Consider the following 19353-nt stretch of genomic DNA (forward strand, 5'->3'; position numbering starts at 1 on the left):
GAAAAGAGCGCCTGGTCGCAACCAGGCGCAAGCGTGGCATCTTGGTATCAGCTGGCCTTGCGGTTCGGCTGGGGCGTCAGTCGCAGATAGGGGCGTACGGCCTTGTAACCGGCCGGGAAGCGCTGGCGGATTTCGTCCTCGTCCTTGAGCGAAGGCACTATCACTACATCGTCACCGTCCTTCCAGTTGGCCGGGGTGGCTACCTTGTGGTTGTCGGTCAGCTGCAGGGAATCGACCACCCGCAGGATCTCGTCGAAGTTGCGCCCGGTACTGGCCGGGTAGGTGATGATCAGGCGTACCTTCTTGTGCGGGTCGATGATGAACAGCGAGCGCACGGTCAGGGTGTCATTGGCTTTGGGGTGAATCAGGTCGTAGAGCTCGGACACCCTGCGGTCATGGTCGGCGATGATCGGGAAACCGACGACGGTGTTCTGCGTCTCGTTGATGTCCTTGATCCACTCCAGATGCGACTGCACCGGGTCCACCGACAGGGCGATGACCTTGACGCCGCGCTCGACGAAGCTGTCCTTGAGTCTGGCGGTCAGGCCCAGCTCGGTAGTGCATACCGGTGTGAAGTCCGCGGGGTGGGAGAAGAGGATGCCCCAGCTGTCGCCGAGCCACTGGTGAAAGCGGATACGACCTTCACTGGAATCCTGTTCGAAATCGGGGGCGATGTCGCCCAGTCTTATGCTCATGTGGTGCTCTCCGGAATGTTGCCGGCGCGGAAGCGCTTGGCGATGGGAAGCACTATGCTCGATATTTTAGAGGCTTAAAAAGAATAAATAGTGATTTTATTATTCAATTTAAGAATTAGCAGCGTGGGCATAATTTAATTCCAAAAAATTATTTATTGTTCTTTTTTTAGATTGTTTAGCTTTGTCTCACCGGATCACCGGACAACCTGAGGCTTGCCTCCGACGTTCCCGATCCGGCTCTGCAATGAGGCGGGTCCTCCATCTTGTTTGCAGAGAGAGCACATGAACACCCATAGCACCCTTCCAAGCCGCCGGCGTACCCTGCTGGCCACCCTGTTCACCGCCGCCAGCCTGCTGCTGGGGGGCGCGGCCCTGGCGGACACCACTGTCCGCATTGGCTTCCAGAAGTCCTCCACCCTGACCACGCTGCTGCGCAGTCAGGGAACACTGGAGAAGGCACTGGCCGAGCAGGGCGTCACTGTCTCCTGGCACGAATTCCCCAGCGGCCTGCCGCTGCTTGAGGCGCTGAACGTGGGGAACGTGGACTTCTCCGCCGATGTGGCCGACACGGTTCCGGTCTTCGCCCAGGCCGCCGGCGCCCGTCTGGTCTACGTCGCCCAGGAAGCGCCGTCCCCTACCGCCCAGGCGATTCTGGTCCATGGCGATTCCGATATCCGCGAGCTGGGCGATCTCAAGGGCAAGCGCGTGGCTGTCACCAAGGCAGCGGGCAGCCACTACCTGCTGATCCAGGCGCTGAAAAAGGCTGGCCTGAGTTTCGCTGATATCCGCCCATCCTATCTGACTCCGGCGGACGGCCGGGCCGCCTTCGAGAACCGCAACGTGGATGCCTGGGTGGTCTGGGAACCCTTCCTGACCAGTGCCCAGCGTCAGCTTGCCCCCCGGGTTCTGGCCGATGGCAGTGACGGACTGGCGGACTACCAGCGTTACTACCTGAGCTCTGTCGCCTTCGCCGAACAGCACCCGGAGGTGCTCAACACCCTGTTCGAGGAGCTGCGCAAGGGTGGCGAGTGGCTGCGAGCCAATCCCCGTGAGGCGGCAGAGATTCTCGGCCCCCTGTGGGGCGGTCTGGAGCCCGAAATTGTCGAAGTCGCCAATCGCAAGCGCAGCTATGAAGTGCGTCTGGTACAGGCAGACGGGCTGGCCGAGCAGCAGCGCATTGCCGACACCTTCCATGTCGAGGGTCTGTTGCCGGTGCGGGTGGATGCCAGCGATGTGGTGATCTGGTCACCCGAGGAGCAGTGATGACGACCCTGAGCCCATTGCGTACGGCCGCAGGCGTGGCCGGCATTGCACCCGTGATCAATCCCAGAGTGCTTCCACTGGACGACAGCCAGTGCAGCCAGGCAGTGCTGACCCTGGCGGCGCAGCTGGCCGCCACCGCCGTGCAGCGCGATCAGCAGGGTGGCTCGGCCCGGGCCGAGAAGCAGCTGTTCCGCCAGAGCGGCCTGCTGCACCTGAGCATACCCCGCAAGTTCGGTGGCCAGGGCAGTCGCTGGCCGGAAATCTACCGCATCACCCGCTACCTGGCGGCGGTGGACAGCTCGCTGGCGCATCTGTTCGCCTTCCACCATCTGCAGCTGGCCACCATCCAGCTGTTCGGCAGCGAGCAGCAGCAGAAGCACTGGCTGACCCACACCATCGAACGGGACTGGTTTTGGGGCAATGCCACCAATGGTCGTGATACCGGCCTGCAGCTGGTGCGCGAGGAAGACCACTATCTGCTGCTGGGCAGCAAGTCGTTCTGTTCTGGCGCCCTGGGGGCCGACGCGCTGGTGGTGAGCGCGCCCGTGGAGTTCGGTTCCCAGGAGCGGGTCTTCCTGGCGCTGCCTGCCAGCCGGGACGGGCTGCTCATCGGTGATGACTGGGATGGCTTCGGCCAGCGCCAGACCGACAGCGGCACAGTGCACTTCGAGGGCGTCTATGTGGATCCCGGCGACTTGCTGGAACAGGGGCTGGGCACGCCGCGGGCGACCCTGCGTACCTGTGTCTCCCAGATGGTGCTGGTGCAGATCTACCTGGGCAACGCCGCCGGCGCCCTGAGTGCGGCCGTTGACTACATCCATGAGCGGGCGCGCAGCTGGCCGGGCTCCACCGCGGAGAAGCCGACCAATGATGCGCTCATACAGTTGCGCCTCGGTCAGCTGTGGTCCCGCTTCGATGCCGCCAGCGCCCTTGCCGAGCGGGCGGCGGAACGCCTGCAGCAACTGCTGGACAGGCCCCAGCCCACCCCGGCCGAGCGTGGCGAGCTGGCCACCTGGATTGCCGAGGCCAAGCTGCTGTCCGGTCGGGTAGCGCTGGATATCACCAGCGAGATCTTCGAAACCATGGGCGCGAGGGCGACCTCCTCCCGATTCGGCTTCGACCGCTTCTGGCGCAACGTCCGGGTGCACACCTTGCACGATCCGCTGGATCACAAACAGAAGGACATAGGTCGCTGGCTGTTGACCGGGGAGTACCCACCTCCCTCCAACTACAGCTGACCTGCCGCAGAGGGCGGCAGCATTCCAGCGGCCGGGTGCTCGCTCCCGAAGGAGTGCGGGAGCTAGCGGTACGTGCCGGACACATTCTTACGATTGTCCCCGGTCGAGCATGGCAACGTGGTGGGTGTTACTGCGGCCGATCCCGCCGGCACCATCTGGGGTGGCAGATAACCACCGCTGGCTTCTGTTCCTTCCTTGCCCCGGCTGCGGCCGGGGATTTTTTTTCACCAGGTGCTGCGAAGGGCACAGTTCGATCCGCCGATTTGGGGACCTGCGCCTCCGAGAAGAACCTTTTGACTATGGGGTTGGCACAAATGGAGTACACAGAATCCGATCGGCCATCGGCTGGAGCGCTGTTCTTGGCGCTGGCTGTGGTCGGGCTGGGTGTTTGCCCTGTTCTGTCTGCTCGGCCTACTGGTCGGGTTGGGTGTGCGTCGGTTGCTGAATCAGTGATGGCGCAGAGCCGGTGGGCCGATTTTATTCAGGCCCACCGTCGCTGCTGTTTTTCGATCAGGTTCTGCAGTTGATAGAGATAGGCAAAGCCCTCTTCCCAGCGGGTATAGCCTGCCTCGGTGTTGATGTGCCCGGCCTGCTCGAGGATGATCGCCTGGCTGGCCCAGCTGTCGGCCAGGGTCAGTGCGCGCCCGGCACTGGCGGCACGGTCGTTGGTGGAGCCGATCACCAGACTGGCAAAGCCCAGCGGCTGTCGGGGGATGGGGGCGAAGTTCTGCAGCGGGGCAGGGCAGCCGTCACGCTCCACGTCCGCCGGCGCCACCAGCAGCGCGCCCTGGACCCTGGCGCGCAGGGCCGGTGTCGCCTGGGCAGCCCAGTGCGCTACGGTAATGCAGCCCAGGCTGTGGGCAATGAGTATCACCGGACCAGGCTGCGCGGCGATGCAACGATCCAGGGCATTGACCCAGTCGGCGCGCCGCGGCAGATGCCAATCGGCCTGCTCGACGCGCTGGGCGCCGGGCAGCAGGCGTTGCCAGTGGCTCTGCCAGTGGTATCGGCCGGAGCCCTGCCATCCGGGCAGGATCAGGTATCGGGGGGAAGCTGTGGTCATCATGATCTCCTGCGATGGGGGGATTCAGGGTGGCGGGCAGGTCAACTGCCCGCCAGGTGAAAACGGGCCCAGAGGGCCCGTCCGGATCACAGCAGGGTGAAGGTGTAGCTGGCGATGGCGCGCAGCTCGTCCTGATCCCGTTGGCCGGCCACGTCGCTGCGCAGGCTGGCATGGCGCAGGGACAGGTCGAGGTTCTTCAGCCAGCCGTTCTGGATGCGGTAGTCGACCCGCAGATCCCGCTCCCACTCATGATCAGCGCCGGACACGGCGGCCTTGACGTCATCGCCACGCAGGTAGGTGGCGCTGGCCTTCAGGCCGGGAACGCCGGCTTTGGCGAAGTCATAGGCATAGCGTGCCAGCCAGGTCTTCTCGCCGGCCCGCTGGAACTTGGCGATCTGCGAGTCAGTGATCAAGTAGGCAGTGGCGCCATCACCGTTGTTGACGAAGGGGAAATGGCTGTCGCCGCTCAGGTGCTGGTAGCCGAGCCCCAGGCTGTGCCCGCTCAGGCTGTAGGTGAACAGGGCGCTGAGGGCTCGGTTGTCGACCCGGCCGTCGTTCTGGAAGCCGGCAGCGCCGTAGCCTGCTTGGCCGTCATCGTTGGCGCCGTGGGCATTGCTGTCGAAGGCGCGCAGATCTGTATGCAGCTTGCCATTGCCCAGGCCGATGTTATGGACCAGTCCGAGGAAGTGCTGGCGGTAGTAGTCTTCCAGCTCGGCAAAGTAGTAGCTGGTGATCAGGTTGTCGGTCAGCTGGTAGTCACCGCCGGCAAAACGGAACTGATTGACCCGCTCGGTACCGCCGGCAATGGTCAGCCCTTCGTAATCGGTCGAGGCGCGACCGCTGGCCCTCTCGATCTGGCCCAGATTCAGGGTCAGGCCCTGGATGTCCCGGGAGGTCAGCTGACCGCCACGGAATGTCTGCGGCAGCAGGCGGCCGTCGTTGAAGGTCAGCACCGGCAGTTTGGGTTGCAGGGCACCGAGGCGCAGTTCGGTTTTGCCGATACGGGCCTTGCCGGTGAAGTCGATGCGGCTGAAATTGCTGACCGCGCTGCCGTCGTCCTCCAGCGGGAAGAGGGCACCCGGGTTGCGGTCACGGTCGGCCTTGGTGGTGCGGCCGCCCGAATCCAGGCGGATACCAACCTGGCCCAGGGCGTCCAGCCCGAAGCCGACCGGACCTGCGGTATAACCGGACTGGAAGTTGAGCAGGAAGCCCTGGCCCCACTCCTCGCTCTTCGAGGGGGAGGCGGCGCCACTGCGATTGTCCTGGTTGAAGTAGAAGTTGCGGGCGCTGAGGGTGGCACTGGCACCCTCGACGAATCCCTCACCGGCCTGGGCCAGGGTGGGCAGGGTGGACAGCAGTCCGAGGGCGATGGCGCTGGCCAGCAGAGTGTGTTGCATGATGTGCTCCGTTTGTTCATCCGTGTGGTCATGGGTGTGTCATCCGGCTCTGCGTGGTCGAGTGGCGCGCTGACAGTGGGGATAAAATAAACGAAGGCTGTATTTTTAAAAAAGAATAAAAATGAATGTGTTGATTCGATTTGGTTATTATTGCGCCCGGACCTGCTCGACTTCAGTTCCCGTTTCCGTGGTGCGGGGGCCGAACCACTTTTCCATCTGCACCCGGGTCCGTGCCTTGATGTCATCGTTGATGTAGAAGGCGACTGTGGTCAGAGCGGCGGCCAGTACGCCCAGGTCATCGGTATAGCCGACCATAGGCGCCAGATCGGGAATGGCGTCCAGGGGGAAGATGAAGTAACCCAGTGCGCCGTAGATGGCCGTCTTCGCCCAGCGCGGCGTGGCTGGGCTCTGGGCGGCGTAGAACAGCCAGAGTACCTTCTCCACCACCTCTTCGCCCGCGGCGCGGGCATAGAGGGCAAGTTTGCGTCGCAGTCCCGATTCGCTGTAGGTGCGGGCGTAGCGCTGATTGGGGTCTTGCATGGCAGCTCTCCTGGGGTGACTGGTCATGACAGATGACCATGGTACACCCGAAAAGGTGCCGGAGGGCAAAGCCCCGGCGCGGTGGCCGGGGCTGCAGGGTTCAGAGCAGGACGAAGTTGTAGGTCAGGTAGACCCGCAGCTGGTCCTCGTCACGGGCGACATCGGAGCGCAGGCTGGCATGGCGCAGCGATACACCCAGATCCTTGAGCACACCGCTCTGGACCTTGTAGTCCAGACGCAGGTCGCGTTCCCACTCGCGGTCACCGGTGTTGCCCAGGGTGTCGATGTCACTGCCGCGCAGGTACTTGGCGCTGAAGCTCAGCCCCGGCACGTAGTCGGCAAAGTTGTAACCGTACTGGCCGACCCATGTCTTCTCGCCGGCGCGCTCGAACTTGCCGATCTGCGAGTCGGTGATCAGGTAGGCGGTGGCACCGTCGCCGTTGTTGACGAAGGCGAAGTTGCTGTCACCGCGCATTGCCTGATAACCCAGACCCAGGGAGTGGTTGCTGCGGTGATAGGTGAACAGGGCGCTCATGGCCTGGTTGTCCACCTCGCCGTTATTGAATACACCGGCAGCGCCATAGCCAGCTTCGCCACTGCGATTGGCGCCGGTGGAGTTGCTGTCGAAGTAGCGCAGGTCGGTGACCAGCTTGCCTTCGCCCAGCGGCAGGGTATGCACAGCGCCGAGGTAGTGCTGCTTGTAGTAATCCTTGAGCTTGGCGAAGTAGTAGCTGGCGACCAGATTGTCACCCAGCTGGGCGTCACCGCCGGCATACTGGAACTTGTTCACCCGCTCGGTACCACCGGCGATGCGCAGGCCGTCATAGTGGCTCCAGCTGCGGCTGCTGGCTTCGTCGAACTGGCCCGCGCGCAGGGTCAGGTTGTCGATCTCGTCGGAGGTCACCATCACACCGCTGTAGGTCTGCGGCAGCAGGCGGCCATCGTTGCGGGTCAGGATCGGCAGGGCGGGTTCGAAGCCGCGTCCGGCCTTGATCTCGGTAGCGGATACCTTGGCCTTGGCGGCGAAGTCGATCTGGCTGAATTCGGATACCGCGCTGTTATCGTCTTCCAGCGGGAACATGGTGCCGGGCTGGCGGCTGGCGTCGGCATCGCCACGCTTGCCGCCGGAGTCCAGGCGCAGGCCGGCACGGGCAAACACGTCCAGACCCAGGCCTACCGGACCCTGGGTGTAACCGGAATTGAACCTGAGCATGAAGCCCTGGCCCCATTCCCGGTCGCTGGGAGCGCCAGTGGCGTTCTTGTAGTCGCCGTCGTAGTACAGGTTGCGCAGGCTCAGGTTGGCCTTGGCGTCTTCCACGAAGCCGCCACCCTGGGCGACGGACAGGCCCGGCAGGGCCAGCAGGCCAGCGGCGACACCGGTGGCGATCAGGGTTCTTTTCATCATGTTATTCCTCGGTTTGTTTGTTACTGTCCGGGGGCGGCCGGTTTCCAGCCGCTGTAACATAGTTGAAATCCCTGAGAAATCAATCAGTCATTGGTCGCAACCCGGTGCGCACCCCTGTTAGCGGGCCGCTTCGTAGAGCGGGCGTACCTTGGCGATATTGCCGCGCAGCGTTTCTATGCGACCCGAGGACGAGGGGTGGGTACTGAGAAACGCCGGGGGCTGGCCCTGGGAGGCGGCGCCCATCTTCTGCCACAGCGTGACGGCGGCTTCGGGGTTGTAGCCGGCTCGGGCGGCCAGCTCCAGGCCGATCAGGTCGGCCTCGGTTTCGTTGGCGCGGCTGTTGGGCAGGGTCAGGCCATACTGCACGGCCAGGTCCGCGGCCTGGCGGGCACCGTCGCCGAGCCCGAGCAGGGAGCCGATCACCTGGGTGCCCATCTGGGTGGCATAGGCCCGGGAGATCGCCTCCCGTCCGTGTTCACGCAGGGCATGGGCGATCTCATGGCCCATGATCTGGGCGATTTCGTCGTCACTGAGCTTGAGCTGGTCGACGATGCCGGAATAGAACAGGATCTTGCCGCCGGGCATGCAGCTGGCGTTGAGCGCATCGCTCTTGATCAGGTTGACTTCCCAATCCCAGCTGCGGGCATCCGGACGGAAATGGTCAACTTCACCGATGAGCCGGTCGGCGATGGAGCGCAGCCGCTTCAGCATGGCGGCATCGGTATTGAGCAGATTCTTGCTGCGTGCTTCGGCAAGCATTTCCTGATAGGACTCGGCAGCCATCCGGTCGACTTCGGTGCTGGACAGACCGCTGACCATGTACTGGTTGCGCTGGACGCCCACGGCACCGCCCTGGGTGGTCTGGACACTCTCACAGCTCATCAGCAGCATCAGCGGCAGGCAATAGACAAGGCGGCGAATACGCATGACGGATAACCCTTCCGTAACAAACTGGTAATGGATGCAGCGAACAATAGCAGATCGCCGCTGAAGGTTTGACCACCTCTGCCGATAAAGTTATATCCCGGTTCCCGTCGTGACGAGTACTTCATGAAATTCCGATCAATACAGCTGTCCGTCGCCGCCCTGGCAGGCGCTTGTCTCTTCGTGGCGGTGGGGGCAATGACCCTCTATGCCCTGCTGGCCTTCGAGCGCAATCAGACCCTGGTAGCCGAGCGCACCGAGCAGTTGCTGGAGCGGCATGTACGCGAGCGGCTGGAAGCGGTGGCCAGCAGCGAGATGCTGCGTATCCGCCAGCAGCTCGAGCAGCCTCTGGTGGTCAACGAGCAACTGGCGCTGCTCAATCGTCAGGCGGCGGACGTGCGGGATGGGTTGCCGCAACTGATGGTCAGCCGGGACGAGATGCTGCGCTATGTCCGTCAGGTGCTGGAAGAGCGGACCGACCTGCTGGCAGCTTACGTAGCCTGGGAGCCCGGCGCCTTCGACGGGCTCGACAGCTTCTACGCCAACACCGGGCTGCCCGGGCACAGCGAGGCGGGTCAATTCATTCCCTACTGGTATCGCGAAGCTGATGGCAGCATTGCCCTGGACCTGCTCAGCGAACTGAACGATGAAACCCTGCTGGACACCGGGATACGGGCGGGCGAGTGCTATCTGTGTCCCCGGGAAACGGGCCGCGCCTGCGTCGTCGACCCGGCTCCCTATCAGTTGGGGGACAAGCAGGTCATGCTGGCGTCCTTCTCCGCTCCGATTCTGCTCAACGGTGAATTCCTGGGAATCGTCGGCTCCGACCTGTCGGTGGATTTTCTGCAATCGATGCTCGAGCGCAGCAATGACAACCTCTTTGACGGCCAGGGCGAGCAGGCCTTGATCAGTGGCAATGGCCGACTGGTCGCCTGGACCGGTGAAGGGGCCGCGGCGGGGGAGTCGGCCGCGGGAATTCTCGACAGCGTCGATCAGGCCAACCTGCGGCAGCTGAAGGAAGAGCCCATCTATGAAGTGGACCGGGTCAACAATCTCATCGAGCTGTGGATGCCCGTGCCCCTGGGGAACTCCGCCGCCCGCTGGGCGCTGCTGTTCCGCCTGCCCCTGGATGTGGTGATGGCGGACCTGGCCGCGCTGGACGCCGAGCTCGCCGAGCAGCAGTCCGGCGCTGCCGGCACCCTGATGATCATCGGTGTGCTGATCGCCCTGGCCGGGCTCGGGGTGATGCTGCTGGTGGGGTACAACCTGGCGCGGCCGGCCCGTCAACTGGTCGGCATGCTGAATGAGGTCGCCCGGGGTGACGGGGACCTGACCCGGCGCCTGCCGGTGGAGCGGGCTGACGAGTTCGGTGCCATCGCTGCAGGCTTCAATGCCTTTCTCGACAAGCTGCAGGGCATGATCCGCGAGGTGGTCGGCTCGGTGCAGCAGGTTACGGATGCGGCGGAAAATACCGCCGATATCGCCATGCGCACCAATGACGGGGTGCAGAAACAGCTGGCCGAAATCGAGCTGGTGGCTACCGCGGTCGCCGAGATGACCGCCACTGCCCAGGACGTCGCACGCAATGCCAGTCTGGCGGCGGAAGCAGCCGGCAATGCCAACGGCTCGGCCAGTCATGGTCGTGAAGTGGTCCAGCAGACCGCGGCGACCATCCAGCAGCTGTCCGCCGATATCCAGCAGGCGGTTCAGACCGTTGAGAGCCTGGCCAGGGACAGCGAGAACATCACCTCGATCCTCGATGTGATCCGGGGTATCGCCGAGCAGACCAATCTGCTGGCGCTGAACGCAGCGATCGAGGCGGCCCGGGCCGGTGAGCACGGTCGGGGCTTTGCAGTGGTGGCCGATGAGGTGCGCAATCTGGCCCTCAAGACCCAGGCTTCCACCGAAGAGATTCAGCAGATGATCGAGCAACTGCAGAACGGCACGCGGCAGACAGTACGGGTCATGGAGCAGAGCAGGGCACGCACCGGCGAGAGCGTGCTGCAGGCCGAAGAGGCCGATGCCGCACTGATGTCCATCACCCAGGCAGTGTCGGTGATCAGCGACATGAACATCCAGATCGCCAGCGCTGCCGAGCAGCAGAGCGCGGTGGCCGAGGACATCAACCGCAATGTGGCCAATATCGGCACCGTGGCCAACGAGGTTGCCGGCGGGGCGGCGGAGTCTTCCACCGCCAGTGCCGGTCTGACCAAGCTGGCCGAGCACCAGCGGCGCCTGATCAATCAGTTCCGGGTGTAAGGCGTACCGGGTGCCCGGTAGGTGAAGTGCAGTGGGGGCCCTGGGTAGCGGGATTGCTCACCGCCGGGTTGACCGGATACATCAGCTGAACCTGCGGCTCGGCATTGAGCAGCAGCGGTTGCAGGGCCCTGGGTGCGGTGGCATGGGCCAGCCAGATGGCCTGCTCGGCCTGATTCAGTGCCACCGGCATGCGATCGGTCAGGCGCGCGGGCAAACCCTTGGCTGGCGCCGTGATCAACACGCAGCTGTCCCAGAAGGTGCCGTCCTCCAGCTGGTACCTGTCCCAGAGGCCGGCCAGCGCCAGGCTGTCCTGTTCCCGGCGCAGATACCAGGGCTGCTTGCGCCGGCCCTGCTGCTGCCATATGTAGTAACCCTCCACCGGGATCAGGCAACGCCGCTGGACCAGCGGTTCGCGGAACATGGCCTTGTCATGCAGGAACTCGGCCTTGGCGGTGAACGGCGCCCGGCTCAGGTCCTTGAGCCAGCCGGGCGTCAGGTTCCACAGCACCCGGGCACATTCGACGCGCTTGTCGATCTTGCGCAGAATCAGCAGCTGCTGCCCCGGTGACAGGTTCCAGCTGGGCTGCCAGTGTTCGGGCACCTCGGGCAGCGGCGCCCGGAATTGGGCGAGGCGACCGCTCACCCTGCGCTCCGGACGGAGGCTTCATGCAACATGGGACTCTCCTCGGGCACCGCGGTCTGCGGAGCCTTGATCTCGACGGCTAGTGTAAGCATTGGCCGCGGGCACTGCCAGCCACGGGGGCCGCAGCAGCGAAACTGCGATGGGGAATTGAGACTCCGACCGCAGCGCCGCATAATGCGCGCTCCATACCCACTTTGATGAGGAACCAATGGGCGAGTTTGATGCCATCCGGCCGTATCACGATGATGAGGTGCCTGCGGTACTGCAGCGGCTACTGCAGGACAGAGAGCTGTTGCAGACACTGGCCGGATACCGCTTCCCACGCCTGAGTCGCTGGATGCCCGGTGTCAGCTGCCGCCTGGTCGGCAGTGCCCTGCGCCGTGAACTGCGGGGAGTGGACACGGTTCATGGGCTGCAGCAGAGACTGGAGCCCTGGCTCGACAAGGTCATTGAAAAAAGCGCCCTGAGCGTTACCTACAGCGGTCTGGACAACCTCAGCAAGACCCAGCCCCATCTGTTCCTGGCCAATCACCGGGACATTGCCATGGACCCGGCCTTCGTCAATTACGCGCTCTACCACAGCGGGCACCCCACGCCGCGTATCGCCATCGGCGACAACCTGCTGCAGCGCTCCTTCGTCAGCGACCTGATGCGGCTGAACAAGTGTTTCATCGTGCACCGCTCGGTGACCGGGCGCCGGGAGAAGCTGGCGGTGTACCAGACCCTGTCGGCCTACATCAACCATTCGATAGCCACCGGTCACTCCGTCTGGATTGCCCAGGCCGAGGGGCGTGCCAAGGATGGTCGGGACCGAACCGACACCGCCATCATCAAGATGCTGTGCATGAGTCGCAAGGGTGAGGACTTCGCCGACGTGATCCGTTCGCTGAACATAGTGCCGGTATCCATCGCCTACGAATGGGACCCCTGCGATCAGATGAAGGCGCGGGAGCTGGAGCAGCGAGAGCGCACCGGCAGCTATACCAAGCAGCCGGGCGAAGATGACAGCTCCATCGCCAAGGGACTGACCGGATACAAGGGGCGGGTGCACATCGCCTTCGGCACGCCGCTGACCGGTGACTACGCCGATGCCAGGGCGGTGGCGGCCGAGGCGGACAGGCAGATTCTGGGATTGTATCGGCTCTATCCCAGCAATTACCTGGCGGTGGAGCAGCTGGGCAGCGAATTTGCCGAAGTGAACATCTGCGGCTGGCGCGAGCAATTTGCGCCTGAGGTGCTGAGCGAGGAGCAGCAGCGCTTCGAGGGGCGACTGGCCCAATGTCCCGCGGAGCAGCGGCTGTGGTGGCTGCGTCAGTATGCCAATCCCGTGCTCAGTCGGCAGATGTCAGAACTGCGCGGAAGCGACGCTCAGCAGCAGGGCCAGGCCGAGGCATAGACAGCCGACCAGGCCGAACAGCCGGTTGGTCTTTCTGGTGGTCAGCGGCAGTTCTTCCTCCAGGGTGCCCGCATCACTGCTGAGCAGGCGTTGGGCGCGGAGGGTACGCAGCTGGGTCGCCAGGATCAGCCAGCTGCCGCACAGCCCGTAGAAGAGTGCCAGGCTGTTCAGCACCAGTGCAGCATTGTTCAGATAAAATACCCACGCGGCCTGAAACAAGGGCATAGGAAAGTCTCCGATTGTTCGGTGTTCGTGACCTGCGGGCGTTATAGTTGTTGTGGCGGGTACAACGAAGGCGAAAGCCGAGCCAGCGCCGTCAAGGCGGGCCGACACCAGGAAAAAACGACGAGCAGTCTAGAGCAAATCGCTGCGAGGCTCGACCCGCAAAGCGGAAATCCGATGAAATGCCTGCCGTGCAACGATTGCCACTCAGGGCAGTCCAACGAGCACGACAGATCGAGGTCCAGCCGGTCACTCGGCCGGCATACAGACAGGATGGTGATTTATGAAAAAACGTATTCTCACGAGCTGCCTGCTCGGCCTGACCCTGGCCGTGGGTGGTTGCGCCTCCAGCCTGACCGGTGACACCTACAGTCGATCCGAGGCCCGCGCTCCCCAGACCGTGCGCATGGGCACCGTGGAATCGGTACGCCTGGTACAGATCGAAGGGACCAAGACCAATATAGGTACCGGCGCCGGTGCCGTCATCGGTGGTGTGGCCGGCAGTTCTGTGGGCGGCGGACGCGGCAGCATCATCACCGGCGTGCTGGGCGCGGTGGCCGGTGGCATGGCCGGCGCTGCCGCCGAGGAAGGCATCACCCGCAACCAAGGCGTGGAAATTACCGTGCGTGAAGATGGCGGCCAGACCCGGGCCTATGTCCAGGAGGTGGACAAAAACGTGTCATTTGCTCCGGGGGAGCGGGTCCGCATCCTGACCGTGAACGGGGTATCCCGGGTCAGCAAGTAGAAGTGACAGCGGGCTCGGCGTATGCCGGACCCGCAAGCCCGATCAGGGCTTGGTGGCGTCGGCCAGTGCTACGCTGGTCGGCTGGTAGGGTGTGAGGATGATCTCCACCCGGCGGTTCAGCTTGCGGCCGGTATAGGTGCTGTTATCGGCGCGGGGGGCATTGTCGGCCATGCCAATCAGGTGCATGCGGTGGCGTTCGATGCCACCCAGACGCAGGACGCTTGCCACCGCCTGGGCGCGCTCCATGCTCAGGGACTGGTTCAGTTCATGACTGCCGTCGCTGTCGCTGTGTCCGACCACGGTGACGCGACTGCCGCTGTCGCTCTTGAGTGCCTGGGCCATCTTGCTCAGGGGCACCAACCCGGAGGGCAGCAGCAGCGTACGCTTGGGATGGAAGTTGCCGTCAACCGGGATCAGCACCCGGATCTGCTCACCTTCTCGCTCCACCTCATAGCCCTGTTGCTTGGCCAGGGTGCTCAGGCTCTCGATACGCGAGTCAGCCCAGGAGGGAGCTGGTTCCTGCGGAGCTTGCACGACTTCCTGTTTAGAAGAGCATGCGCCGACCAGTACAAGCGACGCCAGCATCAAGCTTTTTATGGTATTCATAGTTCCATCCAGGCAGAAGGTAAAACGGTGGTGAAAAACGCTACACAGCTTAGCACCGAGTGGGCGGATTGTGGTCTGTCATTGCAGGCAATTCATCGGTTTATGAGAGCTTCTTCAAAGGGGCTCACACAATGACAGCACCAACCGGTCGCCTCGCACTCTGCACCATTCTCGGTCTTGCCTCAATCCTGAGCGGCTGTGCTTCCTGGTCGTTCTGGCAGGGCGGGAGGGAAGCGCCGGCGCAGCGGGTCGCCGGATTGGTGGACAGGGCCGAGCCGCACTGGACCATCCGCGCCTGTGGCCAGGAGCACGACCGCCTGCTGGAACCCAGCGCCGAACTGAAAAGGCTGTTTGATGAGGTGGGGCAGCCGGGGCAGATGTCGATCTTCGCCGAGCTGGCGGTGACCGAGAAGGACGGCCGCTGGATGGTCGACAGGACCCACAGGGTCGAATCCACCGGGCGCGGCTGCATGGACACCAGTGCCGCTCACAGCCGGTGGGTCGGCTTCAGTCTGGCCGATGGCTGGCGGGTGGATGTAGGTGCCGGCGGCATGCTGTTGACCAGCGGCGATGCCGAGGATGGACGTCAGCTGTCGATGATCAGCGAGCAGCTGCCGGATGGCGCCCTGGGCTTCCGTGGCGTGCATGACCAGGGGCTGGAACTCTGGCTTTATCCCACCGGCTGCATCGAGCGCACTACCGGCGACTATTACCACCTCAGCGCCGTGCTGATCCGCGATGGCCAGCGCCTCAATGGATGCGGTTATCAGGGCGGAGCACCGCTCGCCGACTGACCCCCGGAGCCCCGGTCCAAAACCCTTCGCACCCGGGGCGGGTGCTCCTACAGTTCGAGGAGAACCCCGTTTTTGATGCAGGAGAATCCCGGTTTGGATGTAGGAGCACCGCCCTCGGTGCGAAAAGGGAGTCGAACCAGAACACCTCGCACCCGGGGCGGGTGCTCCTACGGTTCGAGAAGAATCCCGGTTTGGATGTAGGAGCACCGCCCTCGGTGCGAAAGGGAGTCGAGCCAGAGCGCCTTCGCACCCGGGGCGGGTGCTCCTACGGTGCGGGGAGAGTTCCGGTTTGGATGTAGGAGCACCGCCCCCGGTGCGAACCCGGTTTGGGTGTAGGAGCACCGCCCTCGGTGCGAAAAGGGAGTCAAGCCAGAACACCTTCGCACCCGGGGCGGGTGCTCCTACGGTTCGATAAGATCCCGGTTTGGGTGTAGGAGAATCCCTGTCTTGGTGGTGCTCCTGCGATAACGCCTCGGCCCCGTCAGGCGCCGAGGTAGGCGCGGCGTACTTCGGGGTCGGCCAGCAGCTCCTCGCCGCTGCCCTGCATGACGATGCGGCCGTGCTCCATGACGTAGCCCCGGTCGGCCAGTTTCAGCGCCTGGTTGGCGTTCTGTTCGACCAGGAAGATGGTCACCCCCTGACGGCGCAGCTCCTCGATGATCTCGAAGATCTGCTGAATGATGATGGGCGCCAGCCCCAGAGAGGGTTCGTCCATCAGCAGCATGCGGGGTTTGCTCATCAGTGCCCGGCCGATCGCCAGCATCTGCTGTTCCCCGCCGGACATGGTGCCGGCCCGTTGCTGATAGCGCTCCTTCAATCGGGGAAAGAGCTCCAGGGTCGCCTTGAGCTGTGGCTGGACCTCATCCCGTGGCAGGAAGAAGGCACCCATGGCCAGGTTTTCCTCCACTGTCAGGCGGGAGAATACCCGGCGTCCCTCCGGCACTATGGCGATGTCCCTGCGCATGATATGGCAGGTTTCCCTGCCGACCAGCTCCTCGCCGTGGTAGCGGATGCTGCCGCTGGCCGGCGCGGGGTCGCCGCAGAGCGTCATCAGCAGGGTGGTCTTGCCGGCGCCATTGGCACCGATAAGGGTCACAATCTCACCCTGCTGCACGTCCAGACTTACCCCGTGCAACGCCTGGATCTTGCCGTAGAAGGTATTGACGTCAGTGAACGACAGCATCAGGTTTCCCCCAGGTAGGCCTTGATCACATCGGGGTGCTGGCGGACCTCCTGCGGCGTGCCGTCAGCCAGGGGGCAACCCTGGTTGATCACCACCACGTGATCGGAAATCCCCATGACCAGTTTCATATCGTGCTCGATCAGCAGGATGCTCAGGCCTTGCTCATCGCGCAGTTCGGCGATCAGCTCCTGCAGATCGGCGGTCTCCTTCGGGTTGAGCCCGGCGGCGGGTTCGTCGAGCATCAGCAGGGTCGGGCGGGTGACCATGCAGCGGGCAATCTCCAGGTGCCGCTGCTGACCATAGGCCAGGGTGCCGGCGGTGCGGTTGGCGACATCGGTCAGCCCCAGTCGGTCCAGCCACCAGGCCGCCCGTTCCATGGCCTCGCGCTCGGCCCGGCGATAGTTGAGGGTCTTGAACAGGCCTGCCAGCATGTTGGTGTTGAGGTGCTGATGCTGGGCCACCAGCAGGTTCTCCACCACGCTCATCTGCTTGAACAGGCGCACATGCTGGAAGGTGCGCACCATGCCCTTGCATGCCAGCTTGAAGCCCGGCAGACCGCTGACCTCCTCACCGCGGAAACGGATGCTGCCGGCGCTGGGCTTGTAGAACCCGGTCAGGCAGTTGAATACCGTGGTCTTGCCCGCGCCGTTGGGGCCGATCAGCGACACTATCTGACCTTCCTCTACGCGCAGGGCGACCTCATTGACGGCCAGCAGGCCACCGAAGCGCATGCACAGGCCGGAGACCTCCAGCAAAGGGGCTCCACTCATGATTTCAGCTCCAGATGCGGACGTTTCATCGGCAGCAGTCCCTGCGGGCGCCAGATCATCATCAGCACCATCAGCAGGCCGAACAGCAGCATCCGGTACTCGTCGAACTGGCGGGCAATCTCCGGCAGCAGGGTCATGATGATGGCGGCCAGGATGACGCCCAGCTGGGAGCCCATGCCGCCGAGCACGACGATGGCCAGAATGATGGCCGACTCGATGAAGGTGAAGGATTCGGGGCTGATGAAGCCCTGGCGGGCGGCGAAGAAGCACCCGGCAAAGCCGGCGAAGGTTGCGCCTATGGTAAAGGCATTGAGCTTGACTGCCGTGGGGTTGATGCCCAGCGAACGGCAGGCCACCTCATCCTCGCGCAGTGCTTCCCAGGCCCGGCCCACCGGCATGCGCAGCAGGCGGTTGATGACGAACAGGGTGAAGAGCACCAGCACCAGCGCCAGGAAGTACAGGAACATGACCCGGTGCACCGAATTGAAGTCGATGCCGAAGAACTCGTGGAAGGTCTGGGCACCTTCGCTGGCACGCCGGCTGAATTCCAGTCCGAACAGATCCGGCTTGGGGATGTTGCCGATGCCGTTGGGGCCATTGGTCAGGCTGGTGAAGTTGTTCAGCAGGATGCGGATGATCTCCCCAAAGCCCAGGGTCACTATCGCCAGATAATCGCCGCGCAGGCGCAGCACCGGGAACCCGAGCAGAAAACCGAACAGGGCGGCCATGGCCCCAGCGGCGACCAGGCCGGTCCAGAAGCCGATGCCGAAATACATCGACAGCAGGGCGTAGGTATAGGCCCCCACGGCATAGAAACCCACGTAACCCAGGTCCAGCAGGCCGGCCAGACCCACCACTATGTTCAGCCCCAGACCGAGCATCACGTAGATGAGCACTAGGGTGGCCAGGTCGATGTTGCTGCGGTTGGTCAGGAAGGGCCAGATCACCGCGGCGGCAATGATGAAGCACCACATCAGTCGGTGGGCTGCCGGACGGGCCGCCAGTATGCTGATGGCGGCGGGCGTGCGTGGCAGGGCAGGGACGCGGTTCCACAGGGCAGTGAGGTGATCGCGGAACAGGTTGAACAGGAAGATGAACAGCGCGGCAGCGCCTATCTTCACAGCTACATCCATGCCGCCGCCGATCAGAACCAGCCCGGTGCCCTGCTGCTGCAGACGGATGCCCATCAGCAGGCCACTGAGGATGACCACGACCACGGCGGATATCAGCGCGGGTTTGAGATTGCGCAGCATCATACCTTTTCCACCTCCGGGCGTCCGAGGATGCCGCTGGGGCGGAACAGCAGCACCAGGATCAGCACGCTGAAGGCGACCACGTCCTTGTATTCGGCGCTGAAGTAGCCGGCGGTCAGTGCCTCGGCCACACCCAGCAGGATGCCGCCCAGCACTGCGCCGGGAATGCTGCCGATGCCGCCGAGCACCGCAGCAGTGAAGGCCTTGAGCCCGGCCATGAAGCCGATGTAGGGGTTGATCACGCCGTAGTACATGCCCAGCAGCACCCCGGCCACAGCAGCCAGGGCGGCGCCGATGACGAAGGTCAGGGCAATGATGGCGTTGGTATTGATGCCCAGCAGGTTGGTCATCTTCAGGTCTTCGGCGCAGGCGCGGCAGGCGCGGCCCATGCGCGAGCGGGTGATGAACAGGGTCAGCAGGACCATGCTGATCAGGGTCACCACGAAGATCACGATCTGCATGTAGGACAGGGTGGCATGAAAGCCGGTGGTGGGACCTATATCCAGCCCACCGCGTACCAGGTTGGGCATGGCGATATCCCGCGAGCCCTGGGCCAGACGCACCAGGTTCTGCAGGAAGATCGACATGCCGATCGCGGAAATCAGCGGAATCAGTCGGTTGCCGCCACGCAGGGGGCGATAGGCAACCCGCTCGATACTGTAACCATAGGCGCTGGTGACCACCATGCTGCAGATTAGTGCGCCGGCTATCAGTAGCGGAAGGGACTCTATGCCCATCAGGGCGAGCGCGGCCAGTACGATGAAGGCGATGTAGCTGCCTATCATGTACACCTCGCCATGGGCGAAGTTGATCATGCCGATGATGCCGTAGACCATGGTGTAGCCGATGGCGATCAGGGCGTAGGTGCTGCCGACGGTCAGGCCGTTGAGCAGCTGTTGAATCAGGTAGTAGAACCAGTCTGGCATGTCAGCATCCTTGACAGCTGGCCCGGTACCA

General features: G+C 63.7%; 19 protein-coding genes. 6 read left to right on the top strand and 13 right to left on the bottom strand.

What is annotated here, in order from left to right; translation table 11 throughout:
* Positions 1-47: 47 nt before the first annotated feature.
* Positions 48-695 carry a peroxiredoxin gene (locus VF673_RS11380; protein WP_440292017.1) on the bottom strand — a complete coding sequence of 216 codons (648 nt, stop codon included), beginning with the start codon at positions 693-695 and terminating at the stop codon, positions 48-50.
* A 282-nt stretch (positions 696-977) separates the two neighbouring features.
* Here VF673_RS11380 and VF673_RS11385 point away from each other — a divergent pair, with 282 nt between their 5' ends.
* Both VF673_RS11385 and VF673_RS11390 read left to right on the top strand, forming a co-directional pair.
* On the top strand, positions 978-1958 hold the full coding sequence (locus VF673_RS11385) for an aliphatic sulfonate ABC transporter substrate-binding protein (protein ID WP_440292018.1): 981 nt from the start codon (positions 978-980) through the stop codon (positions 1956-1958).
* A complete protein-coding gene (locus tag VF673_RS11390; protein ID WP_440292019.1) occupies positions 1958-3196 on the top strand; it encodes an acyl-CoA dehydrogenase family protein in 1239 nt (412 codons plus the stop codon). The genes VF673_RS11385 and VF673_RS11390 overlap by 1 nt, the downstream gene beginning before the upstream one ends.
* A gap of 481 nt (positions 3197-3677) precedes the next feature.
* Here the strand turns inward: VF673_RS11390 and VF673_RS11395 are convergent, their stop codons facing one another.
* The 5 genes from VF673_RS11395 to VF673_RS11415 form a co-directional block, all read right to left on the bottom strand.
* A complete protein-coding gene (locus VF673_RS11395; protein WP_090536789.1) occupies positions 3678-4259 on the bottom strand; it encodes an RBBP9/YdeN family alpha/beta hydrolase in 582 nt (193 codons plus the stop codon).
* 86 nt (positions 4260-4345) lie between these two features.
* The gene (locus VF673_RS11400) at positions 4346-5656 is read right to left on the bottom strand and encodes an OprD family porin (protein ID WP_440292020.1); all 1311 of its coding nucleotides are present in this window, start codon (positions 5654-5656) and stop codon (positions 4346-4348) included.
* A 147-nt stretch (positions 5657-5803) separates the two neighbouring features.
* Positions 5804-6196 (bottom strand): YkvA family protein, encoded by a 393-nt coding sequence (locus tag VF673_RS11405; protein WP_440292021.1) that lies wholly within the window; start codon positions 6194-6196, stop codon positions 5804-5806.
* A 100-nt stretch (positions 6197-6296) separates the two neighbouring features.
* Positions 6297-7598, bottom strand: coding sequence for an OprD family outer membrane porin (locus tag VF673_RS11410; protein WP_440292022.1), 1302 nt, complete (start codon positions 7596-7598; stop codon positions 6297-6299).
* A 120-nt stretch (positions 7599-7718) separates the two neighbouring features.
* Positions 7719-8528, bottom strand: a complete 810-nt coding sequence (locus VF673_RS11415) for a M48 family metallopeptidase (protein ID WP_440292023.1) — start codon at positions 8526-8528, stop codon at positions 7719-7721.
* A gap of 123 nt (positions 8529-8651) precedes the next feature.
* On the opposite strand from VF673_RS11415, the gene VF673_RS11420 reads away from it, so the two are divergent.
* Positions 8652-10784 (top strand): methyl-accepting chemotaxis protein, encoded by a 2133-nt coding sequence (locus VF673_RS11420; RefSeq protein WP_440292024.1) that lies wholly within the window; start codon positions 8652-8654, stop codon positions 10782-10784.
* Here the strand turns inward: VF673_RS11420 and VF673_RS11425 are convergent.
* The gene (locus VF673_RS11425) at positions 10765-11427 is read right to left on the bottom strand and encodes an SOS response-associated peptidase (RefSeq protein ID WP_440292025.1); all 663 of its coding nucleotides are present in this window, start codon (positions 11425-11427) and stop codon (positions 10765-10767) included. The two genes, VF673_RS11420 and VF673_RS11425, sit on opposite strands and share 20 nt — an antisense overlap.
* 208 nt (positions 11428-11635) lie before the next feature.
* On the opposite strand from VF673_RS11425, the gene VF673_RS11430 reads away from it, so the two are divergent.
* On the top strand, positions 11636-12823 hold the full coding sequence (locus tag VF673_RS11430) for a 1-acyl-sn-glycerol-3-phosphate acyltransferase (RefSeq protein ID WP_440292026.1): 1188 nt from the start codon (positions 11636-11638) through the stop codon (positions 12821-12823).
* Here VF673_RS11430 and VF673_RS11435 read toward each other — a convergent pair.
* On the bottom strand, positions 12773-13048 hold the full coding sequence (locus tag VF673_RS11435) for a hypothetical protein (RefSeq protein WP_440292027.1): 276 nt from the start codon (positions 13046-13048) through the stop codon (positions 12773-12775). The two genes, VF673_RS11430 and VF673_RS11435, sit on opposite strands and share 51 nt — an antisense overlap.
* 280 nt (positions 13049-13328) lie before the next feature.
* On the opposite strand from VF673_RS11435, the gene VF673_RS11440 reads away from it, so the two are divergent.
* Positions 13329-13790: a hypothetical protein gene (locus tag VF673_RS11440; RefSeq protein ID WP_090536807.1), complete on the top strand. Its 462-nt coding sequence runs from the start codon at positions 13329-13331 to the stop codon at positions 13788-13790.
* 42 nt (positions 13791-13832) lie between these two features.
* Here VF673_RS11440 and VF673_RS11445 read toward each other — a convergent pair whose 3' ends face one another.
* Positions 13833-14324, bottom strand: coding sequence for an OmpA family protein (locus VF673_RS11445; RefSeq protein ID WP_440292028.1), 492 nt, complete (start codon positions 14322-14324; stop codon positions 13833-13835).
* A 203-nt stretch (positions 14325-14527) separates the two neighbouring features.
* Between VF673_RS11445 and VF673_RS11450 the strand changes: the two genes are divergently transcribed.
* Positions 14528-15190 carry a hypothetical protein gene (locus VF673_RS11450; RefSeq protein WP_440292029.1) on the top strand — a complete coding sequence of 221 codons (663 nt, stop codon included), beginning with the start codon at positions 14528-14530 and terminating at the stop codon, positions 15188-15190.
* A gap of 481 nt (positions 15191-15671) precedes the next feature.
* Here the strand turns inward: VF673_RS11450 and VF673_RS11455 are convergent, their stop codons facing one another.
* Genes VF673_RS11455 through livH form a run of 4 tightly spaced genes read right to left on the bottom strand, consistent with a single transcriptional unit; the run spans position 15672 to position 19322 of the window.
* Positions 15672-16373, bottom strand: a complete 702-nt coding sequence (locus VF673_RS11455; RefSeq protein ID WP_090536811.1) for an ABC transporter ATP-binding protein — start codon at positions 16371-16373, stop codon at positions 15672-15674.
* Positions 16373-17143 carry a high-affinity branched-chain amino acid ABC transporter ATP-binding protein LivG gene (gene livG, locus VF673_RS11460; RefSeq protein ID WP_440292030.1) on the bottom strand — a complete coding sequence of 257 codons (771 nt, stop codon included), beginning with the start codon at positions 17141-17143 and terminating at the stop codon, positions 16373-16375. The genes VF673_RS11455 and livG overlap by 1 nt, the downstream gene beginning before the upstream one ends.
* The gene (locus VF673_RS11465; RefSeq protein ID WP_090536907.1) at positions 17140-18396 is read right to left on the bottom strand and encodes a high-affinity branched-chain amino acid ABC transporter permease LivM; all 1257 of its coding nucleotides are present in this window, start codon (positions 18394-18396) and stop codon (positions 17140-17142) included. Before VF673_RS11465 ends, livG begins: the two co-directional genes overlap by 4 nt.
* Positions 18396-19322: a high-affinity branched-chain amino acid ABC transporter permease LivH gene (gene livH / locus VF673_RS11470; RefSeq protein ID WP_273125161.1), complete on the bottom strand. Its 927-nt coding sequence runs from the start codon at positions 19320-19322 to the stop codon at positions 18396-18398. Before livH ends, VF673_RS11465 begins: the two co-directional genes overlap by 1 nt.
* Positions 19323-19353 lie beyond the last annotated feature (31 nt).

It is taken from the genome of Halopseudomonas sp. Lyrl_26 (assembly GCF_051948695.1).
In the GTDB taxonomy this organism is placed as follows: Bacteria; Pseudomonadota; Gammaproteobacteria; order Pseudomonadales; family Pseudomonadaceae; genus Halopseudomonas; species Halopseudomonas formosensis.